The organism is Noviherbaspirillum pedocola (genome assembly GCF_016632335.1).
Lineage (GTDB): Bacteria > Pseudomonadota > Gammaproteobacteria > Burkholderiales > Burkholderiaceae_D > Noviherbaspirillum_A > Noviherbaspirillum_A pedocola.
The window spans coordinates 18458-36239 of record NZ_JAEPBG010000021.1 but is presented as its reverse complement, the minus strand read 5'-3'; the positions used below and the strand labels follow the sequence as shown (position 1 = coordinate 36239).

Annotated in this window: 12 protein-coding genes; 5 read left to right on the top strand and 7 right to left on the bottom strand. The window is 62.0% G+C overall.

Going from position 1 to position 17782, the window contains the following annotated elements; all coding sequences use genetic code 11:
• The first annotated feature begins 1 nt into the window (after position 1).
• Complete coding sequence (locus JJB74_RS27805; protein ID WP_200597674.1) at positions 2–424, top strand: hypothetical protein; 423 nt, start codon at positions 2–4, stop codon at positions 422–424.
• A 22-nt stretch (positions 425–446) separates the two neighbouring features.
• On the opposite strand, the gene JJB74_RS27800 is transcribed toward JJB74_RS27805, so the two are convergent.
• Complete coding sequence (locus JJB74_RS27800; RefSeq protein WP_200597672.1) at positions 447–1001, bottom strand: RNA 2'-phosphotransferase; 555 nt, start codon at positions 999–1001, stop codon at positions 447–449.
• Between the two features lie 231 nt (positions 1002–1232).
• Between JJB74_RS27800 and JJB74_RS27795 the strand changes: the two genes are divergently transcribed.
• Entirely contained in the window at positions 1233–1436 is a 204-nt protein-coding gene (locus JJB74_RS27795; RefSeq protein WP_200597670.1) for a hypothetical protein, read from the top strand.
• A gap of 371 nt (positions 1437–1807) precedes the next feature.
• Here the strand turns inward: JJB74_RS27795 and JJB74_RS27790 are convergent, their stop codons facing one another.
• The gene (locus tag JJB74_RS27790) at positions 1808–4486 is read right to left on the bottom strand and encodes a 3-hydroxybutyrate oligomer hydrolase family protein (RefSeq protein ID WP_234484925.1); all 2679 of its coding nucleotides are present in this window, start codon (positions 4484–4486) and stop codon (positions 1808–1810) included.
• A gap of 483 nt (positions 4487–4969) precedes the next feature.
• Between JJB74_RS27790 and JJB74_RS27785 the strand changes: the two genes are divergently transcribed.
• Complete coding sequence (locus JJB74_RS27785) at positions 4970–5440, top strand: cytochrome C (protein WP_234484924.1); 471 nt, start codon at positions 4970–4972, stop codon at positions 5438–5440.
• Positions 5441–5467: 27 nt separating this feature from the next.
• Here the strand turns inward: JJB74_RS27785 and JJB74_RS27780 are convergent, their stop codons facing one another.
• A complete protein-coding gene (locus tag JJB74_RS27780) occupies positions 5468–6499 on the bottom strand; it encodes an SDR family oxidoreductase (protein ID WP_200597732.1) in 1032 nt (343 codons plus the stop codon).
• A 251-nt stretch (positions 6500–6750) separates the two neighbouring features.
• Positions 6751–7731, bottom strand: coding sequence for an LLM class flavin-dependent oxidoreductase (locus tag JJB74_RS27775; protein WP_200597666.1), 981 nt, complete (start codon positions 7729–7731; stop codon positions 6751–6753).
• Positions 7732–7876: 145 nt separating this feature from the next.
• On the opposite strand from JJB74_RS27775, the gene JJB74_RS27770 reads away from it, so the two are divergent.
• Complete coding sequence (locus tag JJB74_RS27770) at positions 7877–8173, top strand: hypothetical protein (RefSeq protein ID WP_200597664.1); 297 nt, start codon at positions 7877–7879, stop codon at positions 8171–8173.
• A gap of 36 nt (positions 8174–8209) precedes the next feature.
• On the opposite strand, the gene JJB74_RS27765 is transcribed toward JJB74_RS27770, so the two are convergent.
• Positions 8210–11173 (bottom strand): hybrid sensor histidine kinase/response regulator, encoded by a 2964-nt coding sequence (locus JJB74_RS27765; RefSeq protein WP_200597662.1) that lies wholly within the window; start codon positions 11171–11173, stop codon positions 8210–8212.
• Positions 11174–11325: 152 nt separating this feature from the next.
• Entirely contained in the window at positions 11326–14301 is a 2976-nt protein-coding gene (locus JJB74_RS27760; protein ID WP_200597660.1) for a sensor domain-containing protein, read from the bottom strand.
• A 349-nt stretch (positions 14302–14650) separates the two neighbouring features.
• On the opposite strand from JJB74_RS27760, the gene JJB74_RS27755 reads away from it, so the two are divergent.
• Positions 14651–16528, top strand: coding sequence for a potassium transporter Kup (locus JJB74_RS27755; protein WP_200597658.1), 1878 nt, complete (start codon positions 14651–14653; stop codon positions 16526–16528).
• An 81-nt stretch (positions 16529–16609) separates the two neighbouring features.
• Here JJB74_RS27755 and JJB74_RS27750 read toward each other — a convergent pair whose 3' ends face one another.
• A complete protein-coding gene (locus JJB74_RS27750) occupies positions 16610–17689 on the bottom strand; it encodes a 3-deoxy-7-phosphoheptulonate synthase (RefSeq protein ID WP_200597656.1) in 1080 nt (359 codons plus the stop codon).
• Between the last annotated feature and the right edge of the window lie 93 nt (positions 17690–17782).

The following is a 17782-nucleotide window of genomic DNA, read 5'->3' as shown; positions in this document are numbered from 1 at the left end:
GATGAAAATTGAGCAAATTAGATCAAAGCTTGAGCATCAGGAACTGCCGGACAATTTCATTTATCCGACAAGTTTCGATGCGTATTTACTAGCGCACCCAACGGCTGGGAATGAATTGGAGCCGTGGGGTATTACAGCTGATCCCGAATCTAACGCACGATGCTCAGCACAATACGGACTGCCCTTAGTGAAGTTTGCGCAGGCGTGGCATGAAGACATGATTGCCTGCTTCATCGCAGGTACCGGGGACAATCCGAAGGTGGTGGTTCTGAATCCATGGGCACAAACGCTTGTAGATAATGAGTGGCGTGAGACTGGCCAAGTGCTCGAAGAGCTTCCTAACTTCGATGCTTGGCTGGAGTGGGCGCGTAATAGCGAGTTGGTAGCACTCTACGCTGAGGATCGAACTCAACGCGATGGGTGAATCTCAGGCACGCGAAGGATGCTCAACCGTCCCGGAGTGTCAGCAGAAATGTAGGTGGCACGGTTGGTGTGAGCCACACTCCGTTCTCTGCCTGATAAAACTTGTAGTCCTGTTGGTGCATGGCGACGGCTGCGATGGACAACACCACCGGTTTGCCATGGCGTCGGCCAACAGCAATAGCAGTCTGCGTATCCCGCGACAGATGCACATACTGACGTGACCCAGGTCGCAGGCCTTCCTTGAAGATCAAATCCAGAAAGCGAGTCGCGGTACCGTGATAAAGAAACTCAGGCGGCACCTTTTCCACGTAGCGGATATCTACGCGGTCGGTCGAATGCCCCTGCACAGCACGTATGCGAAGCCCATCCTCGGAAATGGCGAAGCGCCTCTTTTCGTTTGTTGCGACTATGGTCTCGATCAGCTTCCGGTCGAGATGTTTGCCTGCCTTGCTGGCGGCGGCAATCAGCGATGCGATATCGGTCCACCCTTGGCAGTCGAGTGAGATGCCGATGGCGTCCGGTCGGTGGCGCAGGACGTAGCTCAAAATTTTGCTAGCTCGGGTGTGCTTGCTGTTCATGGCTTGGCGAGAAAAAGGAAAAATGCTCTCCAAAACAAAATGCAATTCACCGCAGTATTAGCGTGCCTTTGCAAGCCGCAACAGCCATGAAGCGGCGGCCGTAACACGATAGATACGCGGCACTATCGTATTTGTTGCACTAGGCCTCTGCTTTTTGGCTTATTTCTTAGTTCCTCTCGCTGATGCGCTGAGCAATTCCTCGTCGAACACGCCACGCAGAATCGAAAAGTGTTGCAGAACAACCAGCTGCGCAATGACAGCAATGGCCGGCTGACGGAGGTCACCGATACCGCGGCCGGGTTGGTGCGCATCACCATCGGCTATGACGCCAATGGCAACCGCCGTCGCATCGCCACCGACATGCAAGCCATGCTCGGCCGGCAGGGCCGCAGCATTGCCTGCGATCTCAACAAAAACCGCATCAGCGACGCTTAATGGCGCACACGCCGCCGCTCGACAATTGCAACGACAACGACACTACCTATCGCGGTCACGTTGATGGTCTGCTCGACAAGCTACGCCATGAACTTGTCTGCATCACTAAACCCTATGCCAAATAAGCGGGGAACTGCCTCGTCGCAATGCGGCGACATCATTGCGCGCGACGATATGCCTCTGGCGGCCAGCTCAGCAAGACCGCTACCCTCGGCACCATCTCCAGCTCCGCCAATGAGAAACCCGAGCGCCGCTCCGGCATTCCGCACGTCACCACCACGCACCATACACACTCGACACCCCATAAGAAAAAACCCGACACCTCACGGTGCCGGGCTCTCAGCTCCTTCCGTACCAATCAACCCGCTTGATCAGTTCGGCACATTCACCGTCGTGCCGCTCACCGAGATCAGATTGCCCGCCGTCGGCGACAGGCTGATCGCCGGCAGGTTGGCATTGCCGATCGTTTCCGCGTTGCTGGCGCGCGTTACCGTGCGCACCACCTGACTCGGCGGCAGCCCGGCATTGCCCTGCAGGTTCGCATACACCGCATCCAGCGCACGGAACAGGTACACATGCAGCGGCACGATGCTGCCCGGGACATAGGTGCTGAAGGTGTCGAAGTGGTTGGCGTTGGTCACTTCGACATAGCGCAGCTTGCTGGCCGCGCCTTCGATCGTCGCATTCAGGCCGAGGTAAGCGCGTTCGGCATTGTTCGGCGGGATCAGGTGGTCGCTGCGGCCAGCCACGATGATGGCCGGCTTGCCATGCAGATTGCCGATCGCTTGCACTTGCGCGATGCCAGCGCGCACGCGCTGGCTCTGGTTGGCCAGGTCGCCGGTCAGTGCTTTGCCGGTCACCATGTCCACGCCAGTGGCCAGCGAGCGCAGGCACAGCATGCCATCCAGCGACCAGTCGGCGCGATTGGTGGAGGGTGATACGCCGAAGGTATAGGACTTGGCGCCGCCGACCGAGTCTTCATAGATCGGGTTGCCGATGATGCCGTTCTGGCTCGCGAAGCTTGACGCGCGCACTGCCGCCGTCAGCGCCACCGGATTGCCCGCGGTGTCGTTGCTGGCGAAGGTGAAGCCGCATACCTTCTCGTCCGGCGCGAAGCGGCCGTAGGCATTCGCGTAAGTTGCGGTGACGAGGAAGTTGGTGGTCGCGTTGAAGGTGGCGAACGGTCCGGACGCGGTGCCCTGGGTGCCGGTCAGCGTGGCCTTGGCCAGCGCATCCTGGAAGGCATCGCTGTCGGCGGTCCAGCCGTAATCCATCAGTCGCTGACGCGCGTCGGCCTGCTGCGTGGTGAGGTCGGCACCGTTCAGCAATCCCTTTTCCGCAAGGCTGGTGCAGCGCGCGGCAGTGCCGGCGATGCAGGGCTGATAGATCGCGGCGAAGCTGGAGTAGTCATACAGCGGCTTGCCTTGGGTCTTCACCGCCTGCCCGTTCTGTTGCACGGTGTAGCCGGTGGAAGTGCGCGGCTGGATCTGCGGCTCGTTCGCGGCCACGCCGTCGATCAGCCCCAGCTTGTCCTGCTCGGCGGCCAGCAGCGCCGCGCCGGCGCCGTTGGAGATCGACGAGGCCATCACGATGGTGTTGGCCGGCGTGATCACGCGCTGCTTCTGCCCATTGTTGCCGCTGTTGCCGGGCGTGCCGCCGTATTCCTGGTTCAGCGCATAGAAGGCGAAGGCGACTGCATCCAGTGTGTTGCGGCCCCAGTCCTTCTCCGGGTTCTGCTGCGAGTATGCATGCTTGAAGGCGATGCGGTTCGGGTATTGCGTGTTGAAGTTGGGGATCGACAGCTTGTTGAGGATCGCGGTGAAGATCGATTTCTTGGCGGCCGCATCTGCCGTGGCCCGCGTGCCGTCGCGCAGATTCACGGTGTTGTCGTCGAAGGTATGCAGGCCGGTGCCGCTGCCCTTGTCGGTGTAGGCCACCGCGCAGCCGTTCTTCAGTCCCCATTCACCTGAAGTGCCGATGGCGCCGTAGATGCCGCGCGAGCCGGACGAGGTGCCGGTGACGATGCAAGGCTTGGCCTTGTCGAAGCTGGCCGGGATCTGCACCATCAATGTCACATTCTTGCGGCCGCTGCCGTCGTCGACATAGGCGATGTATTCCTTGCCGGCGATCAGGCCCATGCTGGTGCCGCCGTTCTTGTCGACGTTCGGGCCGTAAAGCGTGCCGAAGCCGCTGTTGGTCGAGACGTCGATGACGGCGCGATAGTTGTTGTAGATCGCCAGCTTGCGCAGCTCGGCGGCGGTGAAGCTGGTTTGCGTGGCGGGGAAAGGCGCGGTGCCGGCAATGCCCTTGACGCCGAGCCCCGCGGTAAGCAGATCGTCGCTCGTGCCGTCATAGCTGGTAACGGTGATGTCGCGTATGCCTTCGGGCACGACGTTCAGGGAGATGTAGCTGTTGCCGCCGCCGGCAGCGCGGCCCGGCGTAAACAGGTTCAGCATGCGATCGACTTCATCGCCATCCTGGTCGTCGCTGGACGGGGTGAAGGAGACGAAGCGCGGGCTGATATCGGTGACGCCGGCGATCGTGCCGAACTCGTTTTTCAGCAGCGCCTTGAAGGCGTCGTCGGCGGCGGATAGCGTCGCCGCGCTGATCCTGGCGTAGCCGCCCTTGGCATAGCTGTCGTCGAGCGCGCTGTTGTCCGACGCATTGAGCGCAAGCTGCGCGATGGCATTGGTGAAATTGCTGATGTTGACGCGCTTGTTGCCGACGTCGTCGCTGGCGAGAAGGGTGTAATAGGTGCCATTGCTGCCCGCGACTTTCAGCATCAGCGGGAACGTGAGATTGGCGGTGGAAAAGCTGAAGTTGCCGTTGGCATCGGTAGTGGCGCTGCGGGTGGTGCCGTTGGCGTCGCGGATGCTGACGGTGGCCTTGGCGATTGCACGGCCCTCGGCGGCCACGCCGGCCAGGGTGGTGCCTCCGCCGCTCGTGCCGCCTGCCGTGCTGTTGTCATCGCCGCCGCCGCAGCCGAACAGCGCGGCGCTGACCAGCGACGCTGCAAATAGATGTGCGAGCAATTCCTTCTTCTTGTGCATGCTTGTCTCCTCGTTGGGTGGGTCCGACTACTGCGTCCCGGTACCCCGCTTGAGGAATGTGAAGGATGGTGCCGAGTCGATCGGAAACGAGGGCGAGGCGCGCAGCACGTTCGGGTCGGTACCCCGACGAGCATTTGCAACGCCGCAATCGCTTTCGAGCGGCCGACACAAGCATTCAAATCTTCTGGGACGGGGTACTGGTTGACTGATGCTTCTATGCTTGTTCATGCCGCGCCGGAGGCTGGCGCAACATTCATGCTTCTTTTTTCTATTTCAGGCAACACCGGAAGGTTCAAACAAACCGCAATCCATGTCAATCTTTCATGCCGCGCTTTTCCTGACCCTAGTGAAACTACGGTATCGGCGGCGGGCTGATGCCAATTGCGCTACGTCAAAAGCAAGATTGTCTTCCAGCCCAGCATTCCGGCAGGGACAAGGGGATGTGCCTTTTGTAATCAACAGGAGGAAGGGATGAGAACGAGGATGCGAACAAACCGGGCGGCGGCATTGGCCGCGTTGCTGTCCATGTTGTGCCTTGATGCCGGCGCCGCCGGCGGATCGATCGAGCGCGGACGTTACCTGGCGAAGATAGGCGGATGTAACGATTGCCACACGCCGGGCTATGGCCTGTCGGGCGGGCAGGTGCCGGAAGCGCAATGGCTGGTAGGCGATCAGATTGGCTGGAACGGTCCCTGGGGCACTACCTATCCGTCGAATCTGCGGCTGTACTTCCAGAAGGTATCCGAGTCGGAATGGCTGAAGGCGGCCAGGGAAAAGCAGCTGCGTCCGCCCATGCCCTGGTTTGCACTGCGCGACATGAGCGACGAGGACCTGGTTTCACTGCATCGTTTCATCCGCACGCTGGGCCCGGCCGGCGAACCGGCGCCCGCCTATCTGCCGCCGGGCGTGGAGCCACAGGGCCCGGCGATCCGCTTTCCGCAGCCGCCGAGCTAATCGCATCAGGAGCGCATCAGGAGCGCATCAGGGTCCGCCGTGGCCCCCGGTCTCGCCGTACACCTGGCCGGTGGCATAGCTCGATTCGTTCGATGCCAGCAGCACATACACGCCGGCCAGTTCCACCGGCTGGCCGGGCCGGCCCATCGGCGTTTCCTTGCCGAAGGCGGGCAGCTTTTTCGCCGGTTGCCCGCCGGTGACCTGCAATGGTGTCCAGAACGGTCCCGGCGCCACCGCATTCACGCGTATGCCCTTGTCCGCGAGCTGCTTGGCCAAGCCCTTGGTGAAGATCATGATCGCGCCCTTGGTGGCGGCGTAATCGATGATGTTCTGGCCCGGATCGTAGGCATTCACCGACGAGGTGTTGATGATGGTCGCGCCCGGCTTCATCAGCGGTATCGCTGCCTTCGTGATCCAGAACATCGCGTAGACATTGGTCTTGAAGGTTTCATCGAATTGCGCGGTGGTGATGTCCAGGATCGAATCCTGCGAGACCTGGCGCGCGGCGTTGTTGACCAGGATGTCGAGGCCGCCGAGTTCGCGCGCGGCCTGTTCCACCAGGCGCTTGCAGAAGTTCTCGTCCTTGATATCGCCGGGAATCAGCACTGCCTTGCGGCCTTCCGCGCGGATCAGCTTCGCCACGTCCTGCGCATCCGGCTCTTCAGCCGGCAGATAGTTGATGGCCACGTCCGCGCCTTCCCGCGCATACGCGATCGCCGCGGCGCGGCCGATGCCGGAATCGCCGCCGGTGATCAGCGCACGACGGCCGCGCAGTCGGCCCGAACCGCGATAGCTGGTCTCGCCGTGATCGGGAAGCGGATTCATCTTGCTGGCCAGACCCGGCCATGGCTGCTGCTGCTCGGGAAAAGGGGGACGCGGATATTCATTCAACGGGTTCTGCAGCGTCGCGGGCGCTGCTGCGCCGCCAGCTCCACCGCCGCCACCACCGCCGCCGCCGGCATTCTGCGCCATCGCCGGCGCCATCGCTCCGGCCAGCAGGCCGCCGGCCATGCCGCCGATGACCATGCGCCGGGATTTGTCGGGACTGTCCTTATCCATCGTCATGCCCTTCCAGTAAGTTGCGTGAGAAAACGTGGAAAGAGGATCAGAGTCGGAAGGCGGCCAGAGTTCCCGCGCGGCCACGGCGCGCCGCGCCTATCTGCAGGCTTGTTGCGGATTTCGTGCTGATGCGTCGTGTTGATGCGGCCAGGAGCCGGCGGAATGCGGATAGCGCCGGCGCGTCGACATGCGCGTCGCAAGCGTGGCGGCGGCAAGCGCCGGTCAAGGCCGGCGTCGCCGCTTTCAGCGGATCAATTGATGAGGCTTGCGGTGATCTCGTAGGAACGCAGCCGCGCCGCGTGATCGTGAATCTGCGAAGTGATCATCAGCTCGTCGGCACCGGTGCTGGCGACGAAGTCCCTGATCTGCCGGGCCACCGTATCCTTCGAGCCGATCGCCGAGCAGGACAGCACGTTGTCCAGCATCGCGCTCTCGGCTGGGCCTATGGTCGAGCGGTAGTCCCGCATCGGGCGCGGCAAGGGCGTCGGATGACCGCTACGCAGATTGACGAAGGCCTGCTGCATCGAGGTCGACAGGTATTGCGCTTCCTCGTCGCTGTCGGCGGCAAAGACATTGAAGCCGAGCATCACATGCGGTTTCTGCAGGCGCTCGGAGGGCCGGAACATGTCGCGATAGACCTGAATGGCCTGCATCATCTGCGTCGGCGCGAAATGCGAGGCGAACGCATAGGGCAGGCCGAGCATCGCGGCCAGCTGTGCGCCGAACAGGCTGGAGCCGAGTATCCAGATCGGAATATTCAAACCGGCGCCCGGCACCGCCAGTACGTTACGGCGCGGCGCAGCCGCGAAATACTCCATCAGCTCCATCACGTCCTGCGGGAAGGCATCCGGATCGCTGTTGAGATTGCGGCGCAGGGCGCGGGCGACAGTGAAGTCCGAGCCGGGCGCGCGGCCCAGGCCGAGATCGATGCGACCCGGGAACAGCGACTCCAGCGTACCGAACTGCTCGGCGATGACCAGCGGCGCATGGTTGGGCAGCATGATGCCGCCCGCGCCAACACGTATGCTTTTGGTGCCGGCGGCCACATGGCCGATCAGCACCGCGGTGGCTGCGCTGGCGATGCCGGGCATGCCGTGATGTTCGGCCAGCCAGTAGCGCTGGTAATGCCAGCGTTCGGCATGCTGCGCGAGATCGAGTGTATTGCGAAAGGAAACGGCGGCGTTGCTGCCCTCGGGGATCGGGGACAGGTCGAGGACGGATAAGGGGATCATGAGGCTGGTGTGAGGCAAATGAGAACGGCCATTCTACGCGGCTGAGGAAATCCTGCAGGATGGTCCCCCGCGCCGCCGAACGAAGCTGGGGCCGCGCGGTCATATGCTCGACAAGTTTTCAAACAGGCATATGGAGGTAGCGAAAATGACGTCTTCATCGCAGACACCCGCGCAGCCGCAGGCAGCATCCGGCAATGCATCGCCCGACAAGGACGCGGATGCGAAATACGCCGGACAGGCCGATGCCGGCGACACCAGCTTCGCCGGCGGCAATGCTCAAGCCGACCGACAATCCGCTGCGCCGAAAACAGTCGACGTGCCGCAAACCGCCAACCCGCCCGGCACGAAACCGCAGCCCGGCACCGGGCTCGACAGCCCCGGCACCGATGACGCGGACCAGGCCGACGCTGGCGACACCAGTTTCGATCCCGGTAAAAGCTGAGCCATTGCGCAAGCCGGCGAGCGCCGGCGCCGCGTCTCAAGCCACCGGCATTTGTATCACCTCTTCGAGCGCCGCCTCCAGCCTGCGCAGCGTGTACGGCTTGGGAAGGACCACATACGACAGCCCGGGCTCGGCATCGATGTTTTCGCCATGTCCGGAAGCGAATACCACGCGCAGTTGCGGATCGTCGCGCAGCGCGCGCCGCGCCAGCTCGACACCATCGATGCCCGGCAGGCCGACATCGGAAAGCAGGATGTCATAGCGTGACGCAGCGAGCATGGCCAGCGCCGCCTCGGCGTTGGCCGCGCATTCGACATGATGTCCGAGCACGCGAATGAGCTCGGAAGTCATTTCGCGCAGCTCTTCATCGTCTTCGACCACCAGCACCCGCCGCACTGCGCCGGCATGGGCATGCGGCGAGCTTGGCGGCGCCTTTGCCAGCGCCTGCCGGCTCTGCAATTGCTGCTGCCGGTTCGACAGCACATGCCGGATCTTGCGTGCCAGCTGCTCGCGGCGATACGGCTTGCTGATCAGCTCGACGCCGGGGTCGAGCCGGCCGCCATGCACGATCGCATTCTGGGTATAGCCCGAGGTGAACAGCACTGCGATGTCCGGGTGCAGCAGCTTGGCCTGGCGCGCAAGCTCGGGGCTGCGCAACTTGCCCGGCATGACGACATCGGTGAACAGCAAATCGATAGGCAAGCCGCTCTTGAGTATGCCGAGCGCGCTGCCGGCATCGTCGGCCTTTAATACCCGATAGCCGAGGTCACCGAGCAGCGCGACCACCGTGGCCTGCACCGCAGCGTCGTCCTCCACCACCAGGATGGTTTCGCTGCCGCCGACCACGGTGCCGGCATTGGCAACCGGCGCTTCGATCAGCGCCTCATGCGAACGCGGGAAATAGATGCGTATCGTGGTGCCGTGCCCGACTTCGCTGTAGATCTTGAAATGGCCGCCGCTCTGCTTGACGAAACCATAGGCCATCGACAAGCCCAGGCCGGTGCCCACGCCTTCCGGCTTGGTCGTGAAGAACGGGTCACAGGCGCGCTCCATCACTTCGCGGCTCATGCCGGTGCCGGTGTCCGAGATCGCCAGCATCACATACTGACCCGGCGCGATATCGCTTTCGCTGGACACATATTCTTCGTCCAGCGTCGCATTGCCGAGCTCGATGGTCAGGCGCCCGCCGTTGGGCATCGCGTCGCGCGCATTGATCGCCAGGTTCAACACCACATTCTCCAGCTGGTTCGGATCCACCAGCGCATTCCACAATCCGCCGACGCAAATGGTCTCCACTTCGATGAGCTCGCCGAGCGCGCGCTGGAACATGTCATCCATGCTGTTGATCACGCGCGCCAGGTTCACCACCGCCGGCTGCAGCGGCTGTCGCCGCGCGAAGGCGAGCAATTGCGAAGACAGCTTCGCGCCGCGCGTCACGGCATCGGACGCGGTATCGACGCGCTTGACTGCGAGCGCATTGCCGACGACATGGCCATGCAGCAGCTGCAGATTGCCGCCGATGATCTGCAGGATGTTGTTGAAGTCGTGCGCGATGCCGCCAGTGAGCTTGCCGATCGCCTCCAGCTTCTGCGAACGCTGCAGCGCTTCCCGGGTCTCTTCCAGCGCGCGCGTGCGCTCGCTCACCAGCGCTTCGAGGTCGGTCTGATAGCGCTTGAGCTCGTCCTGCGCGAGCTTGCGCGCGGTCACGTCGCTGCCCTGCACGAAGATTCCGCTGACGCGGCCCTCGGCATCCCGGATCGGTTGGTAGACGAAGTCGAGATAGCTGGTGACGGCTGTGCCGTCGCTTTGACGAATGTCGAGCGCCATCTCGCTGCCGATGAAAGGCTCGCCGCTGGCATACACCTGGTCGAGCAGCGTGATGAAGCCCTGCGCCGCGACTTCCGGCAAGGCTTCGGCCACGCTCTTGCCGACCACGTCGCGCTCGCCGATCAGACTGCGGTAGGCGCGGTTGGCCAGATCAAACACATGGTCCCGGCCGCGCAGCACGCAGATGAAGCCCGGCGCCTGCTCGAAAAGCTGCAGCAGATGGTTCTTGTCCAGCTGCAGCTCGCGCGCCAATTGCAGTGCGCGAGTAGCCTCTTCCAGTGCCCGGGTACGTTCATGCACCAGCGCTTCGAGCTCGGCCTGCTTACACTCGATTTCCTGTTGCGCGTGCACCTGCTCGGTGACATCGCTGCCCTGCGAGAACACGCCGACCACCCTACCCTCTTCATCGAAGATTGGCTGATACACGAAGTCGATATAGCGCTGCTCGCCGGGTCCGCCCGAAGCGGGCTTCACCATCAGCGGCAGCGCCCGACCGACATAGGGCGTGCCGCTTTCGAAGACGCCGTCGAGCAATTCGAAGAAGCCCTGGCCCTCGAGTTCGGGCAGCGCTTGCCGCACCGGCTTGCCGATGATGTCCTTGAATTCGGCCAGGCGATGATGCGCCGCGTTCTGCAGCTCGTACACATGCTCGGGTCCGCGGAAAAAGCAGACGAAGCCCGGCGCCTGCTCGAACAGACGCAGCAGCTGCCGGTATTCCTCGGTGCGCGCGGCCAATGCCGCTTCGCGTTCATGCGCCTGGCGCTCGCGCGCGCGGCGCTGCTCGGTAATGTCGCGCGTGATCTTGGCAAAGCCGATCGGCTGGCCGGCATCGTCAAACAGCGGATCGATGACCACATGCGCCCAGAAGCGCGAGCCATCCTTGCGCACCCGCCAGCCTTCGCTTTCGAACTTGCCTTCGGACAGCGCAGTCTGCAGCGCCCGCGCCGGCAGGTCCATGGCGCGGTCCTCCTCGGTATAAAAGCGGGAGAAATGCTCGCCGATGATTTCATCGGTGGCATAGCCCTTGAAACGCTCGGCGCCGGCATTCCAGGTGACGATATGGCCTTGCGGAGAGAGCAGATAGATGGCGTAATCGCGCACTGCGGAAATCATCCGGGCAAACTGGATTTCGGCGTCGCTTTGCTGATGGGAGGTGTCTTGGCTGACTGACATGCGAGAAACGCGCTACTTGGCCCGAGGGTCGGCAGCGCGGAAAGCGTTGGGCGAAGGCCGCATGGTAACCCGAGCTGCCCAGGATGTCCCCAGCGCATCACGAAGTCTGGCAATTCGTCAACATTGACGCGATGGATGGCGCAGCAACCAGATCAGGATCGTCCAGGCACAGCCCCGGCATGCATCCACGCGGCGAATCGCGGCCCGGAAAGCGGCTTGCGGATGAAGTAGCCCTGCCCTTCCTGGCAGCCGCGTTCGCGCAGGTAGGCGAATACCGCCTCGGATTCGATCCCTTCCGCCACGACGGTGAGTCCCAGCGTTCTGCCCAGGACGATGATGGCCTCGGTGATTGCTCTTCCCGCGCTGTCCAGTTCGATGCGCTGCACGAAGGTCTGATCGATCTTGAGCTTGTTCAGCGGCAGCCGGCTCAGGTAATTCAGGCTGGAGTATCCGGTGCCAAAGTCATCCAGCGACACCTTGATGCCCGCGCTCTTGAGCCTGCCCAGCACACCGACCGCGCGATCGATGTCATCCATCACCGCCGTTTCCGTCAGCTCGATCTGAATCGCACTGCCGCGCAGTCCGTAGCGCTTCAACGTCGCTTCGATCTGCTCGGCCAGGTCATGGCGCCGGAACTGGACCGGCGACACATTGATTGCAATCGGCAGGTCGGCCAGGCCCGCCTCTCTCCATGCGAGATATTGCTCGCAGGCCTCGGACAATACCCAGTCGCCTACCGGCCCGATCAATCCCGTGGCTTCGGCAATGGGCACAAAGCGGTCGGCGCTCGCGCTGTTTCCCGGCCAGCGAATCAGCGCCTCGGCGCAAACCACCTTCCCGGTATGCATCTCGACGACAGGCTGGTAGAACAGGCAGAATTCGTTTCCCTTGATTGCCCGTTTCAGCTCCTGTTCAATCACAGCCTGCCTTTCCACATGGGCTGACATTTCCGGGACATAGAACTCGAAGCCGTTTCGTCCACGTTCCTTCACGTAGTACATGGCCGCATCGGCATGCTGGATCAGCATGTCGGTCTCAACGCCATCATCAGGATAGAGGCTGATGCCGATCGAGGCCGATACCGCAAGGCTGAGATTGCCGACCTCGCAAGGTCTGTTGACGGTTTGCAGCAGGTGCTGTGCCATCTCCTTCACGGCCTCATGGCTGGTGAGGCGAGGCAAGAGGATCAGGAATTCATCGCCGCCAAGGCGAAATGTCATGTCCTCTTCGCGGGTATTTATCTTCAGCCGCTGCGCAATCTGGCGCAGTATTTCATCGCCGGTTTCATGGCCGTGCAGATCATTGATGGGCTTGAAGCCGTCGAGGTCAATGAAGAGGACGGCAACTTTTTCCTGCGACCGGCGCGCCGCGCCCAGCAGATGCTTCGCATACTCGAACAGCAACGCGCGATTGGGCAGGCGGGTAAGCGGGTCATGCAATGCGGCCTGGCGCGCATTTTCCTCGGCCCGCTTGCGCTGCGTGTAGTCATGGTAGATGCCCATGACTTCATCGGCGCCTTCCTTGTCATTGAGCAGCGGAACGAAGGAAGCGGCGACATAGCGGGTGCCGTATGGCGATGCATATTCAAAGTCGGCGCTCTGCAACTTGGCGTTATTGATTGCGGCCTGCAGCAATGGGCGGCGCAGATCGGCCAGTGGATGGCTTTTCAGCTCGCTTTCATGACGACCGAGGATGGCGGATGCCGGGCGCTGCAACAGCCGCGTCATCGCCTGGTTGACATAGCGTACCCGCAGGCTGCGGTCGTAAAGAACGACCGCATCCGGAATATGGTCCAGCGCGGTGCGAAAGCGCTGCTCGCTGTACCGCAAGGCCAGCTCCGCGTAATGCCGCTTCGTGACATCGCGCACTGTCAACACCGCGAATTCGGAATGCCCCTTGCTGCTGGTGGTCTTCGTGCCGCTGAAACTGGCGATCCACCTTCTCCCGGACTCCCGTTGCAGCACCCGCAGTTCGCTATTGGCCACGCTCTCGCCGCGCAGGATGCGGCATACCGGCCATTCTTCGACGGGCAGGAGGTGCAAATCCAGAGTGCGCACCTCGAAACGCTTCTCCAGCTCGACAACGCTGCTGCTGCTCTCGCTGACGTCCTGGTAGCCAAACAGCCGCAGCGCCGCTGAATTGGCCTCGATCACCTTGCCTCTGGCATTGAAGACGAACACCGCTTCATTGAGGCTGTTGAAAACGGCCTGGAGCCTCGCCTGGCTTTCTTCCGCCTTGGCCAGCACGCTCTTTTGCCATTGCACGTCGCTGAGCACCGCAATGAAGTACTTGGGCGCGCCGTCATCCTCGCGCACCAGCATGACGGCCAGATACGCCCAGACCGTATCGCCGCTCTTGTGCAGATAACGCTTTTCCAGGACATACGAACTTCTCTTGCCGCTCAGCAGTTCCTGCACCAGGGCATTGTCGGCTTCGAGATCGGCCGGATAGGTCACATCCTGATAAGTGATGGAAGCCAGTTCCTCGCGGGTATAGCCGAGCATGTTGCAGATGTACTGATTGACGCGCAGCCAGCGGCCAGTGGGCGCGACATGGGCAATGCCGACCGGGGCAAGATCGAAAGTTCGCTGCAGGTCGGCGGGCGGCATCGGCGTCGTGCCTTGCGTCTCGGTCTCGGGTTCGACGAATTCCGGCGCCGGGGCAGCGTGCTCTACCCGATGGGAATTGATGGCGGCATCGTCCGGAAAATCCTGTATGGCGATGGTCAGCAGCAGCGGATTGCCAAAGCAGTCCGACATCGGCATCAATTTGAACAGCATGCTGCGCGCCTGCCGTGCGCCAGTGCAGTGGCCGGTGACAAACAGCGCCTCGCCAAGAAAAGCGCGCCGACACATCTGCTCGAGTGGTTCCCTGTCCCCTTCAGCGGTTTCGATGAAGACAGGCACTTCGGAAAGCGCTGATCCGAATTCCACAATCGCGCCGGACAGGCGCGTCAATGCGTCCCGGCATGCTTCATTGATACCGACGATGCATAGCCTCGCATCGACTATCAGCATCGCCGCAGCGATATGACTGAGGTCCAGGCGACCATGCGTTGCGGCAGCAGGGCCCGGGTTCGTACTGGGTGCAGGGGATGGATTCTTGTGTTCGAAGGCATGCTTTTCCATGGAAACTCCAGTGCCTTTGGCCTTTCCGGACTCAGTGCATCAAGTATTGCACTGCAGCTCGCAATAGTCCGCATCACTTCAGCTGGCTGCGGCATGAATGGCGCAAAGCTTGATCTCGATGGACATTGAGCGTTCGCGCGGCGGCCTGACATTTCCTGTGCGATCTGTCCTGGCGGATAGATTGCCCCGGGCAGTGACGGCGCGACCTGTTTCCGACACGAGGCATTGCAGGAAAACTGCTTTCCAGACGTGTTTATGACCGTTCACCTGTCGGCGCCTTGCATATATTCGATTCAACTTCCTTGATTACGATATAAAGTTGCGACTTTCCGGAAAACAGGAGCCCCGTTTGGCAACGCCATCATCAAAAAGCAGTCTTGCCGCACTGACTCTAGCCGCCATTGGCATCGTGTACGGCGACATAGGCACAAGTCCGCTGTACACGATGAAGGAAGTCTTTGCCGAGCACCATGGCCTGACGCTCAGCGCCGACAACATCATTGGCGTGGTCTCCCTGATCCTGTGGGGGCTCATCATCGTTATTTCACTGAAGTACGTGACGCTGGTGCTGCGGGCAGACAACCGCGGCGAAGGCGGCATCATGGCGCTGACCGCGCTTGCCCTGTCCTCGGTGACCCAGCAGTCGCGCTGGCATTACCCGGTGATGCTGCTGGGCATGGTGGGTGCGGGGCTGTTCTTCGGCGATGGCGTGATCACCCCGGCAATTTCGGTGCTGTCGGCCATCGAAGGCCTGGAAGTCGCGACGCCTGCGCTCAAGCCCTACGTGATTCCGATGACGCTGGCCATTCTGCTGAGCCTGTACATGGTGCAGCGTCATGGCACCGGCGGCATCGGCAAATGGTTCGGACCGATCGTGCTGCTGTGGTTCGCCACGCTGGCGGGCATGGGTATCTTCAATATCGTCAAGAACCCGGTGATCCTCGTCGCCTTCAATCCGGTGCATGCCATCGGCTTTTTGGCGCGCAACGGCTGGTACGCCTTTCTTTCCCTGGGCGCCGTAGTTCTGGCGCTGACCGGCGCCGAGGCACTGTATGCCGACATGGGGCATTTCGGCCGCAAGCCCGTCCGGCTCGCCTGGTTCGCCGCGGTTCTTCCGGCGCTGGCGCTGAATTACCTGGGACAGGGAGCGCTGCTGCTGTCGCACCCGGCGGCGGTGTCCAATCCCTTCTTCCAGCAGCTCGGGTCCTGGAGCGTGATTCCGCTGGTGGTGATTTCCACCATGGCCACGGTCATTGCGTCGCAGGCTACGATCTCCGGCGCGTTTTCCGTGACGCAGCAAGCTATTGCGCTGGGCTTTCTGCCGCGCATGCGCGTCTGCCAGACTTCCGAACACGAGCGCGGGCAGATCTACATTCCGCTGGTGAACTGGCTGCAACTGGCAGCCGTGGTGCTGGCCGTGGTCGGATTCGGCTCATCGTCGAACCTGGCATCGGCCTACGGCATCGCCGCCACGGCGACGATGCTGACCACCACGCTGCTCACCTTCTTCGTCGTTCACTACGGCTGGAAGTATCCGCTGTCGCTCACCCTGGCCGCGACAGCCTTTTTCTTCGTCATCGATGTCACGCTCTTTTCAGCAACCAGCCTGAAAATCATCAGCGGCGGCTGGTTCACCCTGGCCATCAGCGCCTTCATGGTCACCATCATGCTGACCTGGCGCACCGGGCGGCAGCTCGTGTTCGAGAACCTCCGTTCGCACCTGATACCGCTGGATGGCTTCTTGAGCTCGCTGTTCGCGCATCCGCCGCACCGTGTCGCCGGCACGGCGATATTTTTCCGCTCGGAGGGCGATGGCGTGCCCCATGCCCTGCTGCACAACCTGTTCCACAACAAGGTTCTGCATGAGCGCCTGATCCTGTTGACGGTGCATCCGATGGATGTGCCCAGGATCCCGGACACGGAACGCGTCACGGTGGAAGCGCTCGGCCATGACTGTTACCAGGTCGATGTGCATTACGGCTTCATGGATGAACGCGATATCCCGTTTGCGCTCGAGCTGTGCAAACGAAAGGGCCTGAGCATCGAACTGATGGAAACCTCCTACTTCATTTCGCGCCAGACGGTGCTTGCCACGCACAAGACCGGCATGGCGCTGTGGCGCGAAACGGTGTACGCGGCCATGGCGCGCAATGCCAGGGACGCCGCGGACTACTTCAAGATTCCTCCGACACGCGTCATCGAGCTGGGCACGCAGGTGGAGATCTGAAGCGGCCTGGTGCCTCGAACGCTGGAGGCGGCGCTTGCCAGCGGCGGCGCCGGGTCGACAGCCACAGGCGCGGTGCAGGCTTCAGCGCTGATTGCCGTTCCTGTCGAAAGCCTCACTGAGCAGGGCGTGCGCCTCGAGAATCATTTTCTCGGTGGTCTCCCAGTCGACGCAGGCATCGGTGACGGAGCAGCCATACACCAGCTTCGACAAATCCGCGGGAATCGGCTGATTGCCGGCGACGATGTTGGACTCGATCATCACGCCGACGATGGAGCGGTTGCCGAGCCTGACCTGATGCACCACGTCGGTCAGCACCAGCGGCTGCAGCTCCGGGTTCTTGAAGCTGTTCGCATGCGAGCAGTCGATGACGATGTTGGCCGGCAGCTTCGCCTTCCTGAGCGCCTGCTCGGCGAGCGTCACCGACACCGTGTCGTAGTTCGGGCGGCCATTGCCGCCGCGCAGAACTACGTGGCCATGGGCATTGCCGCTGGTGCGCACGATGGCAACCTTGCCCTGGCCATTGATGCCCAGGAAGGAATGCGGACGCGAGGCGGAAACGATGGCATTGATCGCGATGTCGATATCGCCGTCGGTGCCGTTCTTGAAGCCCACAGGCGTCGACAGGCCCGAGGACATTTCCCGATGCGTCTGCGATTCCGTGGTTCTTGCGCCGACCGCGGTCCAGGCGATCAGGTCGCCCAGGAATTGCGGCGATATCGGATCCAGCGCCTCGGTGGCGGTCGGAAGGCCGAGCTCGCAGACATCAAGAAGGAAACGACGCGCATATTCCATGCCGCGCGCGATATGGAAGGTGTCGTCCATGTCCGGATCGTTGATGTAGCCTTTCCAGCCCGTCGTGGTGCGCGGCTTTTCAAAGTAGACGCGCATGACCAGCAGCATCGTGTCCGCTACCTTTTCCTGCAGCGCCTTGAGCCGACGCGCGTAGTCCATGCCGGCTTCCGGATCATGGATCGAGCAAGGTCCGACGACGGCGAAGAGGCGCTTGTCCTTGCGGTCCAGGATGTTGCGCAGGTCCTGCCTGCCGCGCATGACGGTGATGCCGGCGGCATCAGTAAGGGGCAGTTTTGCATGCAGTTCGTCGGGCGTCGGCATGCTGTCGAAGGAAACGACGTTGACGTTTTCAGCAGAGAAGTGAGTCACTTTGATAGTCGGTTGTGGTGCAAGGCTGCCATCCTAACCGATGTCCGCCGTATGCAGCCGTGTGGGGAAACTGCAAATCCTGATGTGCGTCAG

What these genes read in the sequence shown, in the direction of transcription:
- JJB74_RS27805 (WP_200597674.1), top strand. Translation starts at nt 2, where the DNA reads ATGAAAATTGAGCAAATTAGATCAAAGCTTGAGCATCAGGAACTGCCG.
- JJB74_RS27800 (WP_200597672.1), bottom strand. Translation starts at nt 1,001, where the DNA reads ATGAACAGCAAGCACACCCGAGCTAGCAAAATTTTGAGCTACGTCCTG.
- JJB74_RS27790 (WP_234484925.1), bottom strand. Translation starts at nt 4,486, where the DNA reads ATGCACAAGAAGAAGGAATTGCTCGCACATCTATTTGCAGCGTCGCTG.
- JJB74_RS27785 (WP_234484924.1), top strand. Translation starts at nt 4,970, where the DNA reads ATGCGAACAAACCGGGCGGCGGCATTGGCCGCGTTGCTGTCCATGTTG.
- JJB74_RS27780 (WP_200597732.1), bottom strand. Translation starts at nt 6,499, where the DNA reads ATGGATAAGGACAGTCCCGACAAATCCCGGCGCATGGTCATCGGCGGC.
- JJB74_RS27775 (WP_200597666.1), bottom strand. Translation starts at nt 7,731, where the DNA reads ATGATCCCCTTATCCGTCCTCGACCTGTCCCCGATCCCCGAGGGCAGC.
- JJB74_RS27770 (WP_200597664.1), top strand. Translation starts at nt 7,877, where the DNA reads ATGACGTCTTCATCGCAGACACCCGCGCAGCCGCAGGCAGCATCCGGC.
- JJB74_RS27765 (WP_200597662.1), bottom strand. Translation starts at nt 11,173, where the DNA reads ATGTCAGTCAGCCAAGACACCTCCCATCAGCAAAGCGACGCCGAAATC.
- JJB74_RS27760 (WP_200597660.1), bottom strand. Translation starts at nt 14,301, where the DNA reads ATGGAAAAGCATGCCTTCGAACACAAGAATCCATCCCCTGCACCCAGT.